At 70.0% G+C, this 17899-nt stretch carries 14 protein-coding genes and 1 tRNA gene; 5 read left to right on the forward strand and 10 right to left on the reverse strand.

Features of this window, described 5'->3' with window-relative positions:
• Nucleotides 1-121: 121 nt before the first annotated feature.
• The 7 genes from A9977_RS22540 to A9977_RS22570 form a co-directional block, all read right to left on the reverse strand.
• Nucleotides 122-196 (reverse strand) — tRNA-Arg (locus tag A9977_RS22540).
• 31 nt (nt 197-227) lie between these two features.
• The gene (locus A9977_RS22545; protein WP_183027087.1) at nt 228-4307 is read right to left on the reverse strand and encodes a translocation/assembly module TamB domain-containing protein; all 4080 of its coding nucleotides are present in this window, start codon (nt 4305-4307) and stop codon (nt 228-230) included.
• A gap of 2 nt (nt 4308-4309) precedes the next feature.
• Nucleotides 4310-6220 (reverse strand): autotransporter assembly complex family protein, encoded by a 1911-nt coding sequence (locus A9977_RS22550; protein WP_183027088.1) that lies wholly within the window; start codon nt 6218-6220, stop codon nt 4310-4312.
• 74 nt (nt 6221-6294) lie between these two features.
• Nucleotides 6295-7482 (reverse strand): VWA domain-containing protein, encoded by a 1188-nt coding sequence (locus tag A9977_RS22555; RefSeq protein WP_183027089.1) that lies wholly within the window; start codon nt 7480-7482, stop codon nt 6295-6297.
• A gap of 6 nt (nt 7483-7488) precedes the next feature.
• Entirely contained in the window at nt 7489-8106 is a 618-nt protein-coding gene (locus A9977_RS22560; RefSeq protein ID WP_183027090.1) for a GNAT family N-acetyltransferase, read from the reverse strand.
• 15 nt (nt 8107-8121) lie between these two features.
• Complete coding sequence (locus A9977_RS22565) at nt 8122-8370, reverse strand: hypothetical protein (RefSeq protein WP_183027091.1); 249 nt, start codon at nt 8368-8370, stop codon at nt 8122-8124.
• Nucleotides 8371-8380: 10 nt separating this feature from the next.
• A complete protein-coding gene (locus tag A9977_RS22570; RefSeq protein WP_183027260.1) occupies nt 8381-9235 on the reverse strand; it encodes a MoxR family ATPase in 855 nt (284 codons plus the stop codon).
• A 152-nt stretch (nt 9236-9387) separates the two neighbouring features.
• Between A9977_RS22570 and A9977_RS22575 the strand changes: the two genes are divergently transcribed.
• The 3 genes from A9977_RS22575 to A9977_RS22585 all read left to right on the forward strand — a co-directional run bounded on the left by A9977_RS22575 (nt 9388) and on the right by A9977_RS22585 (nt 12096).
• The gene (locus A9977_RS22575; protein ID WP_183027092.1) at nt 9388-10074 is read left to right on the forward strand and encodes a cytochrome c; all 687 of its coding nucleotides are present in this window, start codon (nt 9388-9390) and stop codon (nt 10072-10074) included.
• Between the two features lie 229 nt (nt 10075-10303).
• Entirely contained in the window at nt 10304-11227 is a 924-nt protein-coding gene (locus tag A9977_RS22580) for a shikimate dehydrogenase (protein WP_183027093.1), read from the forward strand.
• 35 nt (nt 11228-11262) lie between these two features.
• Nucleotides 11263-12096, forward strand: coding sequence for a shikimate dehydrogenase (locus A9977_RS22585; protein ID WP_183027094.1), 834 nt, complete (start codon nt 11263-11265; stop codon nt 12094-12096).
• Between the two features lie 13 nt (nt 12097-12109).
• Here the strand turns inward: A9977_RS22585 and A9977_RS22590 are convergent, their stop codons facing one another.
• On the reverse strand, nt 12110-12892 hold the full coding sequence (locus A9977_RS22590; protein ID WP_183027095.1) for an IclR family transcriptional regulator C-terminal domain-containing protein: 783 nt from the start codon (nt 12890-12892) through the stop codon (nt 12110-12112).
• Between the two features lie 184 nt (nt 12893-13076).
• Here A9977_RS22590 and A9977_RS22595 point away from each other — a divergent pair, with 184 nt between their 5' ends.
• Complete coding sequence (locus tag A9977_RS22595) at nt 13077-14990, forward strand: bifunctional sugar phosphate isomerase/epimerase/4-hydroxyphenylpyruvate dioxygenase family protein (protein ID WP_183027096.1); 1914 nt, start codon at nt 13077-13079, stop codon at nt 14988-14990.
• Complete coding sequence (locus tag A9977_RS22600) at nt 14987-16399, forward strand: MFS transporter (RefSeq protein WP_183027097.1); 1413 nt, start codon at nt 14987-14989, stop codon at nt 16397-16399. The genes A9977_RS22595 and A9977_RS22600 overlap by 4 nt, the downstream gene beginning before the upstream one ends.
• 73 nt (nt 16400-16472) lie before the next feature.
• Here A9977_RS22600 and pcaG read toward each other — a convergent pair whose 3' ends face one another.
• Both pcaG and pcaH read right to left on the reverse strand, forming a co-directional pair.
• Complete coding sequence (gene pcaG / locus A9977_RS22605) at nt 16473-17078, reverse strand: protocatechuate 3,4-dioxygenase subunit alpha (protein ID WP_259652101.1); 606 nt, start codon at nt 17076-17078, stop codon at nt 16473-16475.
• Between the two features lie 17 nt (nt 17079-17095).
• Nucleotides 17096-17815 (reverse strand): protocatechuate 3,4-dioxygenase subunit beta, encoded by a 720-nt coding sequence (gene pcaH, locus A9977_RS22610; protein WP_183027098.1) that lies wholly within the window; start codon nt 17813-17815, stop codon nt 17096-17098.
• Between the last annotated feature and the right edge of the window lie 84 nt (nt 17816-17899).

Consider the following 17899-nt stretch of genomic DNA (forward strand, 5'->3'; position numbering starts at 1 on the left):
ACAAAAGAGTGTGCGGCCGGCGACCGGGATTGGCTGTCGGCGGGGTCTTGCAAGACGACAAAAAACCCGCCTTGTCTTTCGACAAGCGGGTTCTTTTTGGCGATCGGATGCGCCGATCGGCTGGTGCCCTCGACAGGAATCGAACCTGTATCTGAGTCTTAGGAGGACCCCGTTCTATCCATTGAACTACGAGGACGGTGGCAGCCCGGCGACTGTAGCAGAGGGACTCAGTCGTACTTGAGGGTGTAGATCAGGTCCACGCCGCTTTGCACGCCGGCCTGGCCGCGCAGCGTGAGGCGCTGGGTCAGGTCGTAGAAGATGAAGAGGGTGCCCAGCACGCCGGTCAGGCTGCTCTCGTAGGTGACGTAGAAATCCTTCGACAGCCGCTTGCCCACCGTGACCGCGGATTCGCGCAGCTCGCCACCGGCGCCCGGGCCCTTGAAGCCGATCTCGTCCAGGCCCAGCCGGCTGGCCAGGCTGCCGCCCGATCCGCCCTTGCCCAGGCCGCCCAGCAGCGCCAGCGCGGCCTGCTGCATCAGGATCGATTCGCCGCCGTTGCCGACCGAAGCACGCCCCAGGATCACCCAGGACAGGGTTTCCGCGTCCGACAGCGCGGGCTCCGAGTAGAGCTTGACGCGCGGCACCTGGGCCGTGCCCGAGACCTGCACGCCCGCGCGCTGCGAGATGTTGGGCCGGATCGCGAGGATGTCGAGCGCCGGGTTGTCCATCGGGCCGTTGAAGCGCGCCAGCCCGGTCTCGACGTCGAGCTGCTGGCCGTAGGCGCGGTACTGGCCCTTGACGGTGCGCACCTCGCCCGTCACGCGCGGCGGCGAACTCAGGGAACTGCTGCGGATGTCCAGCTGGCCTTCGAGCCGGGTCGTGATGCCGCGACCCTGCACCGCGAAGTCCTTGCCAAGGTCGAAGCTCACGGCCACGTCGAAGGGCTTGGCGGTCTGCGGCCTGGCCGCCTGCGCGCTGTTCTGGGCGGCCTCGCGCTGCGCGGCCGCGGCCGTCTCGCGGTCCTTGGCGGCCGAGCGCACCACCACGTCGGTGCCCAGGCTGGGCGCGCTCTCGTCGGGCAGGATGATAACGGCGCGCTCGGTCTCGAGCTTGCCGCGCAGCGTGAACTGGCCGTCGTCCAGCCGCGCCTGCAGGTCGCCCGAGAGCGTGACCTGGCGGTCGGTGCGCACCAGCACGCGCAGGCTGCGCAGCTGGGCCTGCATGGCCATCCGGATGCCCGAGCCGCCGGCGGCCGAGGCCTGGCCCCAGCGCATCTCGCCGCGTCCCGTGAGCGTGCCGCCGTCGCGCGCGGCCTCGCTCGAGGTGGTGCTGAGGTTGCCGCTCTGTCCGGCGATGCGCGCGCTGTTGCCGCGGCCGCCCTTGAGCGTGAAGTCGGTGATGTCGACGCGGTCGCCGCCCAGGGTGGCGCGCAGCCGGCCGTCGCGCAGGTCCAGCCCTTCGACCGGCGCGCGCAGCGCCAGCTGGTCGGCCGCCAGCGTGCCGTTCCAGCGCGGCGCGGCGCGGTTGCCCGAGAGCGCGGCGTCGGCCTCGAGCGTGCCGGCGATGCGCCAGCCCGGCGGCGCGAGCATCGACCACACGCCCAGGCTCGGCATGCGCGCCTTGACGCTGCCGTTGAGCGGGGCGTCCTCGGCCCATTGCCAGCCGCCGTCGCGCTGCGCCACGCGGGTGCGCGCATCGGCGCGGATGTTGCCGGCGCGTTCGCTGTCCCAGACCAGGTCGGCGCGCACCTCTTCACCCTGCGCTTCGATCCGGAGCTCGGCCTGCCGCAGCCCGGCCGGGGTGCTGGGGCTGTCGACGTTGGTGCTGCCCGACACCATCTTGATCTCGCTCTTGGTGCCGGTGCCGCGGCTCTCGATGCGCGTGACCAGCGCGGCTTCGCCGGCCTGCACGCGGATGTCGCCGCTCTGGCGCGCCAGCCGCACGCTGGCGCGCAGCGCGTCGCCGGCGTCGATGTCCCAGTCGCCGTTGAACAGCAGGTCGCCGCTCAGGCCCAGGCTGGCGAGCGAGCTGTTGTTGTCCAGCGCCTCGGCCCAGGCCATCGGCAGGCCCTGCATGCGGCCCTTGGTCTGCACGCGGATGCCTTGCTGCGCGCCGCTGCCGGTCTGGCGGAAGCGCACCGGCTCCCAGTCGAGGCGCACCGTGCCGGCCACCGGGCCCTGCAGCGTGGCGCCGCCGGCCGAGGTGTCGATCTCGAGGCCGCTGGCCAGGCTGCGCACGTTGGCGCTCAGCGGCGCGCTCAGCGCCACGGTCCAGGGGCCGGGGCGGGTGCTGTCCTGGGCCTGCAGGCGCAGGCTGGCCAGCGCGGCGCGCCAGCGGCCCGGGCCTTCCAGCGCGCCGCTGGCACGGGTGTCGAGCGTGAGTTTCTGGGTGCCGCGCAGCGCTTCGCCCTGCACCGAGAGCGTGGCCTGCGCCAGGCTGCCGCCCAGTTCGGCGCGCAGGCCGCGCAACTGGATCGGCGCGTCGGGCGGTGCCGGTACCGCGCCTGCGGGGACGGCCGCGGCCGGCAGGCGCAGGTCGAGCCGCGGCACGGCCAAGGTGGCTTGCACGGTCGGCTCGACGCTGCCGCGCGGGGCCGGCGCGGCAGCGTTCTGCAGGCGCCGCTGCACGGCTTCCCAGCCGCCGCTCCAGCGTGCATCGAGGCGGGCGTTGCCCTGGGCGCTCGCGCCTGCGAAAACCGTGGACAGGCCGGGCAGCTTCTCGACCCAGCGCTGCAGCGCGGCCGCATCGTCGACCTGGGCCGTGAGCTCGCCGCGGCCCTGTGCCGGACCCATGCGGCCGGCAACCTGGGCGTTGCCGCCGGGCAGCACCACCTTCAGGTCGCCGCTGCCCGCACGTTCGGCGATGCGGGCCTGCAGCTGGCCGGCCACGCTGGCCTGGGCGGCCTCGATGCGCAGCGTGCGCAGGTCCAGCACTTCGTCCTTCCACTGGCCCTGGGCCCGGATCAGGTCGAGCCGCAGGCCCTGCAAGGCGCGGCTGCCGGCCGTGCCCTGGGCCTGCAGCGCCACATCGAAGCGCAGGGCTTCGTCGCGTTGTTCGACCTCGATGCGGCCGCCCACGGGCGCGCCGGCCAGCTGCGTGTGCAGGCCGCCCGGCTGCACGCCGCGCACGGTGGCCGTCACCTGCCAGGGCGCGGGCGCGGCGCGCCATTCGCCTTCGGCCTCGATGCGGCCGCCGCCGGCGCGCACGGTGGCCGCGGGCACGGTCCAGGTGCTGCCGTCGAAACTGGTGCGGGCCTCGAGCTGCTCCAGCGGCAGCCGGCCTGCGTCCCAGGGACCGGGCAGGGCGTTGCGGATGTCGGCGCTGGCCTGCCATTGCACGTCGCTGCCGGCCGCGCCCGGGCCGGCCTGCACGGTGCCGCTCAGCAGCGTGGCGGGGGCGGTGGGCCAGAGCCGGGCCAGGTCCACGTTGCGCAGGTCGGCGTCGGCATCGACCACCGGCTGCGTCAGCCAGGGCGCGATGTTCGCGCGCAGCTGGGCCTGCATCGGGTTCTTCTCGTCCTGTTCGGTGGGTTGCAGCTCGGCCGCGATGGCCAGGCGCGCGGCGCTGCCGGCCAAGGTGCCCTTGATGCTGGCCTGGGCCTGGACTTCCATCGTGCGGTCTTCGGCCAGCGGCGCGCGCACCTTGCCTTCGAGCGTGGCGTCGATGGCCATCGGCGCGTCGCCCTGCAGGCCGACGCGGGCGCTGTAGTGGCCGTCGGCGACGTCGACGCCGTCGATGGTCAATGCATGCCGGCGCTGGGCGTAGCCGTAGCGGCCGGCCAGGTTCTTGACTTCCACCACGGGCGGGCCGGCCCAGCGCACGGTGCCGACGCGGAAGGGCAGGTCGACGTCGACCGGCAGCACCAGCTGTTCGAGCGGCTGCAGCGGTTCGTCGGTCTTCTCGGGCGGCGGGCCACGGCGTTCGATCAGCACCTGGGTCGCGTGCACCTCGCCCAGCTGCACCTTGCGCTGGAACAGCGGCTTGAGCGTCCAGCCGATGGTGGCCTCGTGCACCTCGACCGACAGCGTGGGGCTCTGCCACTGCAGGAAGCCGATGCGCCCGCCGGTGCGCAGCGAGCCGCTGACCTCGCGGCTCTGCAGCGTCTGGCCGGCCGGCATGTAGCGCGCGGCCTGGGTGATCGCATAGGCCAGCGATTGATCCGAACCCAGCCACCACCAGCCCGCAGCGACGACCAGCACCAGCAGCGCGACCAGCGCGCCGAAGCTCCAGGCCGCGGCGCGCAGCACGCGGCGCGTGCGCGAGCGGCGCGGCGGCGCGGGCGATGGGGTGGCCGGTGTCGTTGCCATGCCTAGAAGGTGAAGCCCAGCCGCAGGTGCAGCCTGAACTTCTTCACATCCACGCCGTAGGCCACGTCGGCCTGCACCGGGCCGACCGGGCTGCGCCAGCGCGCGCCCACGCCCACGCCGACCTTGGCCTTGAGCTCGCCGACCTGGTCGGCCACCGAGCCGGCGTCGACGAAGGCCGCGCTTTCCCAGTCGCTGAGCTTGCCGTTCCAGACGATCGGGCGCTGCCATTCGACGCTGGCCACGCCCATGTAGCGGCCGGCCACGATGGTGCCGTCGGCGCGCTCGGTGCCGATCTGGCGGTAGCTGTAGCCGCGCACCGTGGTGTCGCCGCCGGTCAGGAACATCAATGTGGACGGGATCTGCGCGCTGTCCTTGGCGACCACGGCGCCGGCCTCGGCGCGGAACTGCAGCCGGCTGTTGCGCGCCTGGGTGCCGTCGCTGCCCTGCACGCGGCCCAGCGGCAGGATGCCGAGCCAGCGCGCATAGCTGCGCACGAAGGGCGCGCGTTCGCCGATCAGCGTCTGGCCCAGGCCGAGCTCGAGCGCCAGGCCCTGGCCGCGCGAGGGCGCGTCGTTGCTGTCGAAGTAGCGGCCGGTCCAGGTCCAGTTGGCGCTGACGGCCGAGGCCGAAGGCGGGGCGCCGTCGCCGCGGTTGGTCGCGTAGTCGTACTGGAGGAACAGGCTGCGGTCGATGCGGTCGCCGGTGCGGCCGCGGCCGGCGCGCAGCCGTCCGCTGTCGACGTCGTAGGTGCCCGAGACCTCGCGCTTGAGCAGGCCGGAGCCGAACCAGCGCCAGCCGTCGTCGCCGGGGATGCCGTTCCAGTCGGTGCCCAGCGACTGGGTCTCGCGGTCGACCGACAGCTTGGACACCGCGCGCCACCCGAGCAGCGGCATCTGGTTGTGCACATGGTCGATCGACAGGCGCGGCCCGCCGTCGGTGGTGAAACCGGCCCCCAGCACCACCTTCTGCAGCGGCGCCTCGCGCACCTGCGCGATCACGGGCGCGGCCTGCGGGTCGGTGCCGTCGGTGTCGAGCGTGAGGAAGACCGAGTCGTAGTAGCCGCTGCTGGCCAGCCGCTGCTGGGCGTCGAGCAGCTTCTGCTGGTCGTAGTCGGCGCCGGTGGGCACGCGGGCGATGCGGCGCGCGCCGTCGGCGTCGTAGCGCTGGGCGCCGCGCACGTCGACCGGGCCGAAGCGGTAGGCCGGGCCGGAGGCATAGGTGATGCCCAGCTGCGCCTCGCCGCGGTCGGCGTCGATGTTCGCGCGGCTGTTGGCGATGCTGCCCGTGGCGTAGCGTTTCGACGTGAGGCTGCGCAGGCCGACGGCCTTGGCGTTGTCCCAGGCCTGCTGGGTGAACAGCTGGCCGCTCTGCAGCGTCCAGGCCGACTGGATCGCCTCGCGCTGCGCCGCGGCGCTCGGGTCGGCGGCGATGGCGTCGCTGAAGCGGATGTCGACCGCCTTCACCCGCGTGGCCTCGCCCGGCTCGACCGTCACCACGACCTTGCGCGGCGTCTTCTCGCCGGGGGTTTCCTTGAGCTCGAGCGTGAGCGTGGGCGTGAAGTAGCCCAGCGTGGCCAGCAGCTCGCGCGCGTTGGCCTCGGCCGCCACCATCAGGCGCGACAGCTCGGTGGCGCCGAGGTCGGGCAGCCGGGTGTAGCGCTGGATCTCGAGGTGCAGCGCCAGGTAGTCGCGCACCGCGTCGGGGCCGTGCACTTCGAGCGTGAAGGCCTCGCGCCGGGTGGCGCCGTCCTCGCTGGACGAGGAGGAGCTGTCGGCCGTGACGGCCTGCGTGCCGTCCTCGGTGGCGTCCTTTTTGGATGGCAGCAAGCTGCATCCTTGCAAAAGAAGAAGGACGCTTGCAAGAAGCAACGCCGGCATGCGCGCCGGCGTTTTGAAGAGGACCACCCTGACCATCGGCCCCATTCTGACATCAAGCCATGGCCGTCCCGGCGCTCGCCGGGGGTGGTGCGCGAAGAGACGGCGGTGTCCTACTTGGACAGCATGCGCATCGCTTCCTCGAGGCCCTTGAGCGTCAGCGGATACATGCGGTTGGACATCAGCTGCTGCACCACCGAGATGCTCTGGCGGTACTGCCAGACGCCCTGTGGCTCGGGATTGATCCAGGCGAACTTGGGGAAGGCGTGCGTGAGGCGCTGCAGCCACTCGGCGCCGGCTTCCTCGTTGTTGTATTCCACGCTGCCGCCGGGCTGCAGGATCTCGTAGGGGCTCATGGTCGCGTCGCCCACGAAGATCAGCTTGTAGTCCTTGTTGTACTTGCGCAGGATGTCCCAGGTGGCGAACTTCTCCGAGAAGCGGCGCTTGTTGTTCTTCCACATGAAGTCGTAGACGCAGTTGTGGAAGTAGTAGAACTCCAGGTGCTTGAACTCGGTCTTGACGGCCGAGAACAGCTCCTCGACGCGCTGGATGTGCTCGTCCATGGTGCCGCCCACGTCCATCAGCAGCAGCACCTTGACGTTGTTGTGGCGCTCGGGCCGCATCTTGATGTCGAGGTAGCCGGCGTTGGCCGCGGTCTTGGCGATAGTCTCGTCAAGGTCTAGCTCCTCGACGTTGCCCTCGCGCGCGAACTTGCGCAGCCGGCGCAGCGCGACCTTGATGTTGCGCGTGCCCAGTTCCTGCGTGTCGTCGTAGTCCTTGTAGGCGCGCTGGTCCCAGACCTTGACCGCGCTCTTGTTCTTGCCGGCGCCGCCGATGCGGATGCCCTGCGGGTTGTAGCCGCCGTGGCCGAAAGGCGAGGTGCCGCCGGTGCCGATCCACTTGTTGCCGCCCTGGTGGCGTTCCTTCTGCTCCTCGAAGCGCTTCTTCAGGGTCTCCATGAGCTCGTCCCAGCCCATCTTCTCGATCTTGGCCTTCTCCTCGGCGCTGAACTCGCGTTCCAGCGTCTTGCGCAGCCAGTCGAGCGGGACTTCCTTGGTGAAGTCCGTGAGCATCTCCACGCCCTTGAAGTAGCCGGCGAAGGCGCGGTCGAACTTGTCGTAGTGCTTCTCGTCCTTCACCAGCGCCGTGCGGCTCAGGTAGTAGAAGTCGTCCATGCCGTAGGCATCATCGGAATTGGGCCCGACCACGTCGGACTGCAGCGCCTCGAGCAGCGTCAGGTATTCCTTGACCGATACCGGCAGCTTGGCCGCGCGCAGGGTGTAGAAGAAGTCGATCAGCATCGCGGCTCACTCCTTGGGGTTCGTCGTTGCAGTGCGCGGCCTGTCGAGCAGGTACAGCAGCTGCGCCTTGGTTTCGGGCCATTCGCCCGCGCCGAGGCTGTACATCACGGTGTCGCGCACCGTGCCGTCGCGCCGCAGCGCGTTGCCGCGGATCACGCCGTCCTTCTTCGCGCCCAGCCGCTCGATGGCGCGCTGCGAGGCGAAGTTGAAGTTGTCGGTACGCCAGCCCACGGTGCGGCAGCCCAGCGTGTCGAAGGCGTGGGTGAGCATCAGCAGCTTGCAGGTGGTGTTGACGTGCGTGCGCTGGCAGCGCGCGGCGTACCAGGTGTAGCCGATCTCCACCCGTTTCACGGCCGGCAGCATGTCGTGGAAGCTGGTGCTGCCGAGCACGGTGCCGGTGGCCTCGTCGGTCACGGCGAAGGCGAAGCGGTTGCCGGCCTCGCGCATCTGCAGCGCGGCCTCGATGTAGGCGCGGGTGTGCTGCGGCTCGGGCACCGAGGTCACGCGCAGCGTCCACAGTTCGCCGTCGGCCGCGGCGGCGCGCAGGCCGTCTTCATGCGCCAGCGCCAGCGGCACCAGCGCGATGCTGCGCGACTTCAGGGTGACGGGTTCGACGAAGGCCATGACGCGTGCTCCGGCTCAGGCCCGCGGGTCGCCATACTTGCGGCGGTACAGCGTGCGGCCCAGCTGGACGCCGCCGCCGCCGCCCGCGCCGATCAGCGCGATGCCCAGCATGCCCGGGCCGTCGTAGCCCGCGCTGCCGAAAGCGTCGAGCCCGAACAGCAGGCCCAGCCCGCGGCCCAGCAGCGCGCCGAGCACGAAGCCCACGGCCTGGGCCACGCCGAGGATCAGCAGCTGGCGCGGCGGATGCGGGGTCGTGCCGTTCATGGTCGCGGCCTCAGCGGTTGTTGCGTTGCATGAAGACGAGCTTCTCGAAGAGCGTCACGTCCTGTTCGTTCTTCAGCAGCGCGCCCACCAGCGGCGGCACCGCGACCTTGTCGTCCTTGCTCTGCAGCGCCTCGAGCGGGATGTCCTCGGCCACCAGCAGCTTGAGCCAGTCCAGCAGCTCGGAGGTCGAGGGCTTCTTCTTCAGGCCAGGCAGGTTGCGCACGTCGTAGAAGGTCTTCATCGCGGCCGCGAGCAGTTCCTGCTTGAGGCCGGGGAAGTGCACGTCGACGATGCTGCGCATGGTGTCGGCGTCGGGGAACTTGATGTAGTGGAAGAAGCAGCGGCGCAGGAAGGCGTCGGGCAGTTCCTTCTCGTTGTTCGAGGTGATGAACACCACCGGCCGGTGCTTGGCGCGGATCAGTTCGCGTGTCTCGTAGCAGTAGAACTCCATGCGGTCGATTTCGCGCAGCAGGTCGTTCGGGAATTCGATGTCGGCCTTGTCGATCTCGTCGATCAGCAGCGCCACCGGCTTGTCGGCCGTGAAGGCCTGCCACAGCACGCCCTTGACGATGTAGTTCTCGATGTTCTTGACCCGCTCGCCGCCGTCCACGTCGGACAGCTGCGAGTCGCGCAGGCGGCTCACGGCGTCGTATTCGTAGAGGCCCTGCTGCGCCTTGGTGGTCGACTTGATGTGCCACTGCAGCAGCGGCAGGTCGAGCGCGGCGGCCACTTCCTCGGCCAGCATCGTCTTGCCGGTGCCCGGTTCGCCCTTGACGAGCAGCGGGCGCTTGAGCGTGATGGCGGCATTGACCGCGAGCATCAGGTCCTGGGTGGCAACGTAATTGTCTGAGCCCTTGAATTTCATGGATGACATCGAGCTGGGGGTGGATGAAGCGACCATTCAAGCATGCGTTGCCGGCCAGCACTGTCGCCTTGGCTCGGGGCCGTGAAAAGCCCCCGCATATAATCAAATGTTGATCTGAAAAAACCGAATTTCCACGAGATTGTGCGCGCAAAATGAACAAGTTGTTGACCACGATGTTTGCCCTGGCTGTCGCTTGCGTGACGTTCTCGGCCCAGGCTCAGGCTGTCACCGGCAGCGTCGAAAACGGTGCCAAGAAGACCGCCATGTGCGTGGGTTGCCACGGCATCGTCGGCTACCAGGCCAGCTTCCCCGAGATCCACAAGGTGCCGATGATCGCGGGCCAGAGCGCCACGTACATCAGCTCGGCACTGGCCGCCTACAAGGCCGGTGACCGCAAGCACCCGACGATGCGCGCCATCGCCGACTCGCTGACCGAACAGGACATGGCCGACCTCGCGGCCTACTACGCACAACTGGGCGTGAAGGCGGGCGATGCACCGCCGGCCACCGCCGCCAAGCAGCCCAGCGAACGCGTCCAGGCGCTGATCTCGCGCGACAAGGACAACGCCTGCACCAAGTGCCACGGCGCCAACTTCAACACCCCCAACGATGGCACCGTGCCCAAGCTGGCCGGCCAGCACGCCGACTACCTGTTCGTCGCGCTGAAGTCGTACAAGGCCGAGAACCACGTCCAGGTCGGCCGTTCGAACGGCGTGATGAGCGGCCAGGCCAAGAAGTTCACCAACGCCGAACTCAAGGAACTGGCCGGCTACATCAGCTCGCTGCCGGGCGAAGTCAAGGTGGTGCCGGAGTCGCGCTTCCACACCGCCAACAACTGACGCCCCGCTTCCCCCGCAAAAAACCCGCCTCGTGCGGGTTTTTTCGTTGTGGGCGACGGAAGCCGAGGCGGGACAAACCCTCGGACTGTTCGATCAGCGATCGGATGTGCGCGATGATCGATCGCCTTGGCCCTCTGGCGCCTCGACACCCCTCGCTTCGTCGGCCACCATGGCGGCTCCTACCCGCAGCGACCGACGATCCAGATCCACTGACCCGACGGACCGATCCATGACCCCTGGCATCACTGGCAACACGCAGGCCTACCTCATCCCCGGCGACCCGGTGCGCAACGTGCGGCTGCCGCGGATGTTCAACGCCGTGTTCGAGCGCTTCGAGATCGATGCGGTGCTGGTGCCGATGCAGGTGCCGCGGCGCGACTTCGCGGTCTTCTTCGCCGCGGCCTTCCTGGCGCGCAACGTGCGCGGCATGCTGATCGCGCCGCCGCACAAGCCGCTGGCCATCGACCTGCTCGACGGCTGCGGCCTGATCGGCCGCGTGGCCGGCTCGATCAACATCGTGCGCCGCACCGAGGAAGACCGGCTCGAGGGCGACCTGTTCGACGGCGAGGGCCTGATCGGCGCGCTCGACCACTACGCGATCCCCTTCCGCGGCAAGCGCGTGCTGATCCTGGGCGCGGGCGTCAGCGCCTCGGCCGTGGGCGTGGCGCTGGTCGAGGGCGGCGGCATGGGCGGGGCGGCGCACATCGCCTTCTACGACAGTTCGGCCGGCAAGGCCGCGGGCGTGGCGGCCAAGCTCGACGCCTTCTTCGATGCCGACGTGGTGGCGGTCGACAGCAACGCGCCCGAGGGCTACGACCTGGTCGTCAACGCGACCCCGCTGGGCCTGGACCCGAACGACCCGCTGCCGGTGGACGTGTCCCGCATGGAGCGCCACGCCGCGCTGTTCGACATCCTGCTGCGCGGCCAGCCCACGCCCGTGGTGCGCGCCGCGCGGGCCCGCGGCCTGCACGCGCAGGCCGGCTTCGAGATGCTGATCCAGCAGATGCCGCACTACCTGCGTTACTTCGGCCACGAAGCGGTCGCGCAGTCGCTGGCGGCCGATTCGGATTTCCTGCGCGAGCGCATCTACCCCGAGGCCATGCACGCCGAGATCCGCCAGCCGCTGCGCTACCTGCGCCCCAGCGGGACCTGAACCTCCTCCTTCCACTTCCTCGTTCCGACCTCCCCATGATCTCCGGCAAGACCACGCTCATCGCCCACCTGGGCTACCCGACCGAAGCCTTCAAGGCGCCGATGATCTACAACCCCTGGTTCGCGCAGCAGGGCATCGACGCGGTGGTGGTGCCGATGGGGGTCAAGCCCGAGGACTATGCGCCCATGCTGGCCTCGCTGGCGCGGCTGACCAACCTGCGCGGCGCGCTCGTGACCATGCCACACAAGATCGCGACCATGGCGCTGGTCGACGAGGTCACGCCCACCGCGCGCATCGCCGGCGCCTGCAACGCCATCCTGCTGCGGCCCGACGGCACGCTGCTGGGCGACCAGTTTGACGGCGCGGGCTTCGTGCGCGGCGTCGAGCGCAAGGGCCGGCTGTTCCAGGGCACGCGGGTGCTGGTGTCCGGCACCGGCGGCGTGGGCTCGGCCATCGCGGCCTCCATTGCGGCGGCAGGCGCCGCCGAGATCGCGCTGTTCGACGTCAGCGAGGCTTCGGCCCAGGCGCTGGCCGAGCGGCTGCGCGCGCACTACCCGCAGCTGGGCGTGCGCACCGGTTCGAAAGACCCGGCCGGCTTCGACGTGGTGGTCAACGCCACGCCGCTGGGCATGAAGGAGGGCGACCCGTTGCCCTTCGACGTCGAGCGCATCGACCCGCGCACCTTCGTCGGCGAGGTAGTGATGAAGTCCGAGTACACGCCGCTGCTGCAGGCCGCCAAGGCCAAGGGCTGCGCGGTGCAGGTCGGCACCGACATGCTGTTCGAGATGATCCCGGCGTACCTCGAGTTCTTCGGCTTCGGCAGTGCCACGCCCGAGGCGCTGCGCGCCGTGGCGCAGCTGCGCTACTGAGCCGGCCGGCGCCTCAGATGATCGGGCGCATCGCCTCGGCCACCTCGCGCAGCACCGGCAGCAGCTTCTTCGTCAGCTGCTCGCCCGGGTAGAGCTGCTGCTGCACCGTCACGCTCAGCGCGTACTTGCAGCGGCCCTTGCGGTCCTTGAGCGCCACCGCGAGGCCGGCCAGTCCCACGTCCAGATGCTGCTCGGCCTGCCAGAAGTCGAGCTGGCGCGCCGCGAGCACGCTGTCGCGGAAGCGCGCCGCATCGACCGGCGCCGAGCCGGTGAAGCTGCTGAAGGCGTGCTCGGCGATCCAGGCGTCGAGCGCGGCATCGTCGAAGGTCGACAGCAGCACGAAGCCCTGCGACACCACATGGGCCGGCACCCGGGCGCCGGGATGGAAGCCGATCGACACCATGCGCGGCGGGTTGCTGCGCGCCAGGTAGACCACCTCGTGGCCGTCCAGCGTGCCCACGTTGAGCGTCTCACCGCACTGCATCGACGCGCGCTGGATGTAGGGCTGCACCAGGCGCGGCACGCGCGCCCCTTCCAGGTAGGCCTGGCCCAGGCGCAGCACCCGCGGCAGCAGCCAGTAGTGCTTGCCGTCGGTTTCGGCGTAGCCGTAGTGCACCAGGCTCATCAGGTAGCGCCGGGCCGCGGTGCGTGTCAGCCCCGCGTGCGTGCCGGCCTCGGTCGCGGTCATGCGGGTGCGTTCGTCGGTGAAGGCCTCGATCACGCGCAGCCCCTTGCCCAACCCCTCGATGAGCAGCTTGCGGTCGATCGGCGGGGTGGCGGTGTCGGTCTTGGTCATGGCCTAGGTGTAACCCGAGTTTCGTACGTATTCTGACCGCATGCGATCGATCATCGATCGCGTCGGCGACTTCGGCCGTTGTGGCGGGGCGATCGGCTTCTTACAGTCCTCCCACAGATGAACACCTTCACGTCCTTCCACCCCCGGGCCGCCGCCACCGGCCCGGACCTCGTCCAAGGCTGACATGCATCGCTCGATCGCCACCGTGTCGCTCAGCGGAACGCTGCGCCAGAAGCTGGAGGCCATCGCCGCGGCCGGCTTCGACGGCTTCGAGCTGTTCGAGAACGACTTCATCCAGTTCAACGGCGACGCCGCCGAGCTGGGGCGCATCGCGGCCGACCTGGGCTTGAGCGTCGACCTCTACCAACCCTTTCGCGATTTCGAGGGCATGCCCGAGCCGCTGTTCCGCCGCAGCCTGGAACGCGCCGAGCGCAAGTTCGACCTGATGCAGGCCATGGGCGCGTCGCTGATGCTGTGCTGCTCGAACACCTCGCCGCTGACGGTGGACGACCCGGCGCTGGCCGCGGCGCAGCTCCATGCGCTGGCCGAGCGCGCCGCGCGGCGCGGCCTGCGCGTGGGCTTCGAGGCGCTGGCCTGGGGCCGCGCGACCTCGCGCTACGGCCAGGCCTGGGACATCGTGCGCCGCGCCGACCATCCGCAACTGGGCCTGATCCTCGACAGCTTCCACACGCTGTCGCTGAAGGACGATCCGGCCGGCATCGCCGACATCCCGGGCCAGAAGATCTTCTTCCTGCAGATGGCCGACGCGCCGCTGATGGCGATGGACGTGCTGCAGTGGGCGCGCCACCACCGCTCCTTCCCGGGCCAGGGCGACTTCGACATGGTGAATTTCCTCGCGCAGACGCTGCGCGCGGGCTACACCGGCCCGCTCTCGCTGGAGATCTTCAACGACCTGTTCCGCGAGACGCCCAACCGGCGCACCGTGGTCGATGCGATGCGCTCGCTGCTGTACCTCGAGAGCCAGGTGCGCGAGCGCATGGCGGACGCGCCACCGCCGGGCGTGACGCTGTTCGGCCCGCCGCCGCGGCCGGTGCTGGACGGCATCGCCTTCATCGAGTTCGCGGTCGACGAAGCGGCGGCCCAAAGCCTCGGCGCGCTGCTGGGGCAGATGGGCTTCGGCCGCATCGGCCGCCACCGCTCCAAGGCCGTCACGCTCTACCGGCAGGGCGGCATCCACTTCATCGTCAACGCCGAGCCGGCCTCCTTCGCGCGCGAACGCTTCGACGCCCACGGCGTGTCGGTCTGTGCGCTGGGCCTGCGCACGCCCGCGCCCGAAGCGGCCGCGGCGCGGGCCGCCGCCATGCATTCGAAGCGCCACCACAGCCCCACCGGGCCGGGAGAGGCGACCGTGCCGGCCATCGTGGTGCCGGGCGGGAACCTGGTGCATTTCGTGGACAGCGCGCTGGGCGAACACGGCCTCTACGCGGCGGACTTCGACCTGGAAGACGCCGATCAGGACGGCGCCGGCCTGCAGGCCATCGACCATGTCGCGCTGGGCCTGGCCGTCGACCAGCTCGACACCTGGGTGCTGTTCTCGCGCGCGGTGCTGGGCCTGGAGCCCGGCGAGAGCCTGGAGCTGGCCGACCCCTTCGGCCTGATCCGCAGCCGCGGCGTGGCGAATGCCGAACGCACGGTGCGCCTGGTGCTCAACGTGTCGCTGAGCCAGCGCACCCGCACCGCGCAGGCCGTGCGCGCCAGCGGCGGCGGCGCGGTGCACCACATCGCGCTGCGCTGCGAGGACATCTTCGAGACCGTGGCGCGGCTGCGCGCCAACGGCGTGCGCTTCGTGCCGATCTCCGGCAACTACCACGACGACCTGGCCACCCGCATCGAGCTCGACGCCGGCCTGGTGGCGCGCATGCGCGCCGCCGGCGTGCTGTTCGACCGCTCGCCGGCCGGCGACTACCTCCACATCTACACCGAGAGCTTCGAGAAGAACGGCCTGTTCTTCGAGGTGGTGCAACGCGTCGCTTCCTACGACGCATATGGCGCGGTCAACGCGCCCGCACGCATGGCATCACAGGCCCAGCAGCCCCCATCCCCGCAGACCGATCCAGCCACAGGAGACACCCCATGAGCAGCACTGCATTACCCGGCGAGCCGCAAGGCAAGCACCAGTCCAGGAAGGCCACAGCCAGCGGCTGGATCGGCTCCGCCCTGGAGTACTACGACTTCTTCATCTACGCCACCGCGGCGGCGCTGATCTTTCCGCAGATCTTCTTCCCCAAGGGCGACCCGCAGATCGCGATCATCGCCTCGCTCGCCACCTACGGCGTGGGCTACGTGGCGCGCCCGATCGGCGCCATCATGCTGGGCCACTGGGGCGACACCCACGGCCGCAAGCACGTGCTGATCGTCTGCATGTTCCTGATGGGCTTCTCGACCGTGGCCGTGGGCCTGCTGCCGACCTACGACCAGGTCGGCCTGTGGGCGCCCGCGCTGCTGGTGCTGATGCGCCTGATCCAGGGCTTCGCGGTGGCCGGCGAGATCTCGGGCGCGAGCTCGATGATCCTCGAGCATGCGCCCTTCGGCCGGCGCGGCTTCTTCGCCAGCTTCACGCTGCAGGGCGTGCAGGCCGGCCAGATCATGGCGGCCGCTGTGTTCCTGCCGCTCGCGCACTACATGCCCAAGGACGACTTCAACAGCTGGGGCTGGCGCATCCCCTTCCTGCTGAGCTTCCTGGTGATCGTCGCGGGCTATGTCATTCGCCGCGAGGTCAGCGAGACGCCGGCCTTCGCCGAGGTCGACCAGAGCGGCAAGCTGCCCAAGGCGCCGGTGATCCAGGCCGTGACCGAAAGCTGGCGCGACATGCTGCGCGTGCTGTGCTGCTCGCTGATGAACGTGATCCCGGTGGTCGCCACCATCTTCGGCGCCGCCTACGCGGTGCAGCCGGGCTACGGCATCAACTTCGAGAAGGACCTCTACCTGTGGATCCCGGTGATGGGCAACATCGTGGCCGTGATCGTGATCCCCTTCGTCGGCAACCTGTCGGACAAGGTGGGGCGCCGGCTGCCGATCATCGTCGGCGCGCTCGGCTCGGGCCTCCTGTCCTTCGGCTACCTGTATGCGATCAGCATCCACAACGTGCCGCTGGCCATCGTGATGTCGCTGCTGATGTGGGGCGTGGTCTACCAGGGCTACAACGCGGTGTTCCCGAGCTTCTACCCGGAGATGTTCCCCACCCGTACGCGCGTCTCGGGCATGGCGATCTCGCAGAACATCGGCACCGCCATCACGGCCCTGCTGCCGGCGCTGTTCGTGGCGGTGGCCCCGCCCGGCGCCACCAACATCCCGCTGCTGATCGGCTCGATCACGCTGGCCATCTGCGCCATCGCGGCCGTATCGGCCTACACCGCCCGCGAGACCTTCCGCGTGCAGATGAAGGACCTGGGCAAGGCCGATGCGGTGCCGGTGCCGCAGCCGGAATACGACCGCCTGCGCGAGGAGGCCATGGACGCGGGGCGCGTGCGGCACGCCACGGCCTGAGCGCCGCGCGCGCATGAAACGAAAAAGGGGCGCACCGCGAGGTGCGCCCCTTTTTTGCCTTGGCGGCAGCCGATCAGATGTCGAAGAACACCGTCTCGTCCGCGCCCTGCATGCGGATGTCGAAGCGGTAGGTCACGGCGCCGTCCTGCGCGATGCGCTCGGCGACCAGCGTCGGGCGGCGCGCGGCCGGCACGCTCTGCAGCACCGCGTCGCCGGCGTTGGCGGCGGCCTCGTCGCTGAAGTAGATGCGGGTGAAGGCATGCAGCAGCAGGCCGCGCATCGTGACGATCACGTTGATGTGCGGCGCCTCGCCCGGTGCCTCGGCGCCCGGCTTGACGGTGTGGAACACGAAGCGCTTCTGCGCGTCGGTGCCGGTGCCGCAGCGGCCGAAGGCGCGGAAGCCGCGGGCCTGGGCCTGTTCCACCGACCGCGGGTAGCGGCCTTCGCCGTCGGGCTGGCTGATCTCGATCATGGCGTCGAAGATCGGCTGGCCGTCGCCGTCGATCACCCGGCCTTCGAGGCGGATGCGTTCACCGGCGGCGCCGTCGAGCGCCAGCGTGGCATCGAAGGGCTGGTCGAAGTCGTAGCCGTACTGCGTGGCCGTGAGGCCGTAGGCGAAGTAGGGGCCGACCGTCTGCGAGGGGGTCTGGCCGAAGTTGCTTTCCAGTGCGCTCATCATGGTGTGTGTCTCCTGGCTCAACGGTTTTCGAAGGGCGTCTCGTCGGCGCCGCGCAGCACGATGTCGAACTGGTAGCCCAGCGCGTAGTCGGGCTCGGTGAGGTCGAGGCTGAAGTCGGCGATCAGGCGGTTGCGGTACTTCTCCGGCGTGCCGGTCACCATCGGGTCGTACTGCAGCAGCGGGTCGCCGGGGAAGTACATCTGCGTCACCAGCCGGCTCGCGAAGTGCTGGCCGAACAGCGACAGGTGGATGTGCTGCGGCCGCCAGGCGTTGGGGTGGTTGCCCCAGGGGTAGGCGCCGGGCTTGATGGTGAGGAAGCGGTAGCGGCCCTCGTCGTCGGTCAGGCAGCGGCCGGCGCCCAGGAAGTTGGGGTCCAGCGGCGCGTCGTGCTGGTCGACCTTGTGCACGTAGCGGCCCGAGGCGTTGGCCTGCCAGAGCTCGACCAGCGTGTTGCGCACCGGGCGGCGGTGCTCGTCGAGCACCTGGCCGGCCAGCACCATGCGCTCGCCGATCGGCTCGCCGTTGCGGCGCGCGTTGCGGGTGAGGTCGTGGTCGAGCGCGCCGATGCTGCCGTGGCCGTAGACCGGCTGCTGCAGTTCGCCCAGCGAGGCCTTGAGCGGGATCAGCGGCTGCAGCGGGCCGCGCTTCACGGTCGACTTGTAGCCGGGGTAGATGTAGGAAGGGTGGCTGTCCCAGTCGCGGGGCGTGAGCAAGGGCAGGGGGGTGGGGTCGTTCATGGGCGTGTCTCCGGCATCGAGGGGGACCTGCACTTTATTCATGCGCACTGCTGATGTAAATTGACTGTTTGGCGACTTCTCATA

This window comes from Variovorax sp. UMC13, assembly GCF_014170375.1.
Taxonomy (GTDB): Bacteria; Pseudomonadota; Gammaproteobacteria; order Burkholderiales; family Burkholderiaceae_C; genus Variovorax.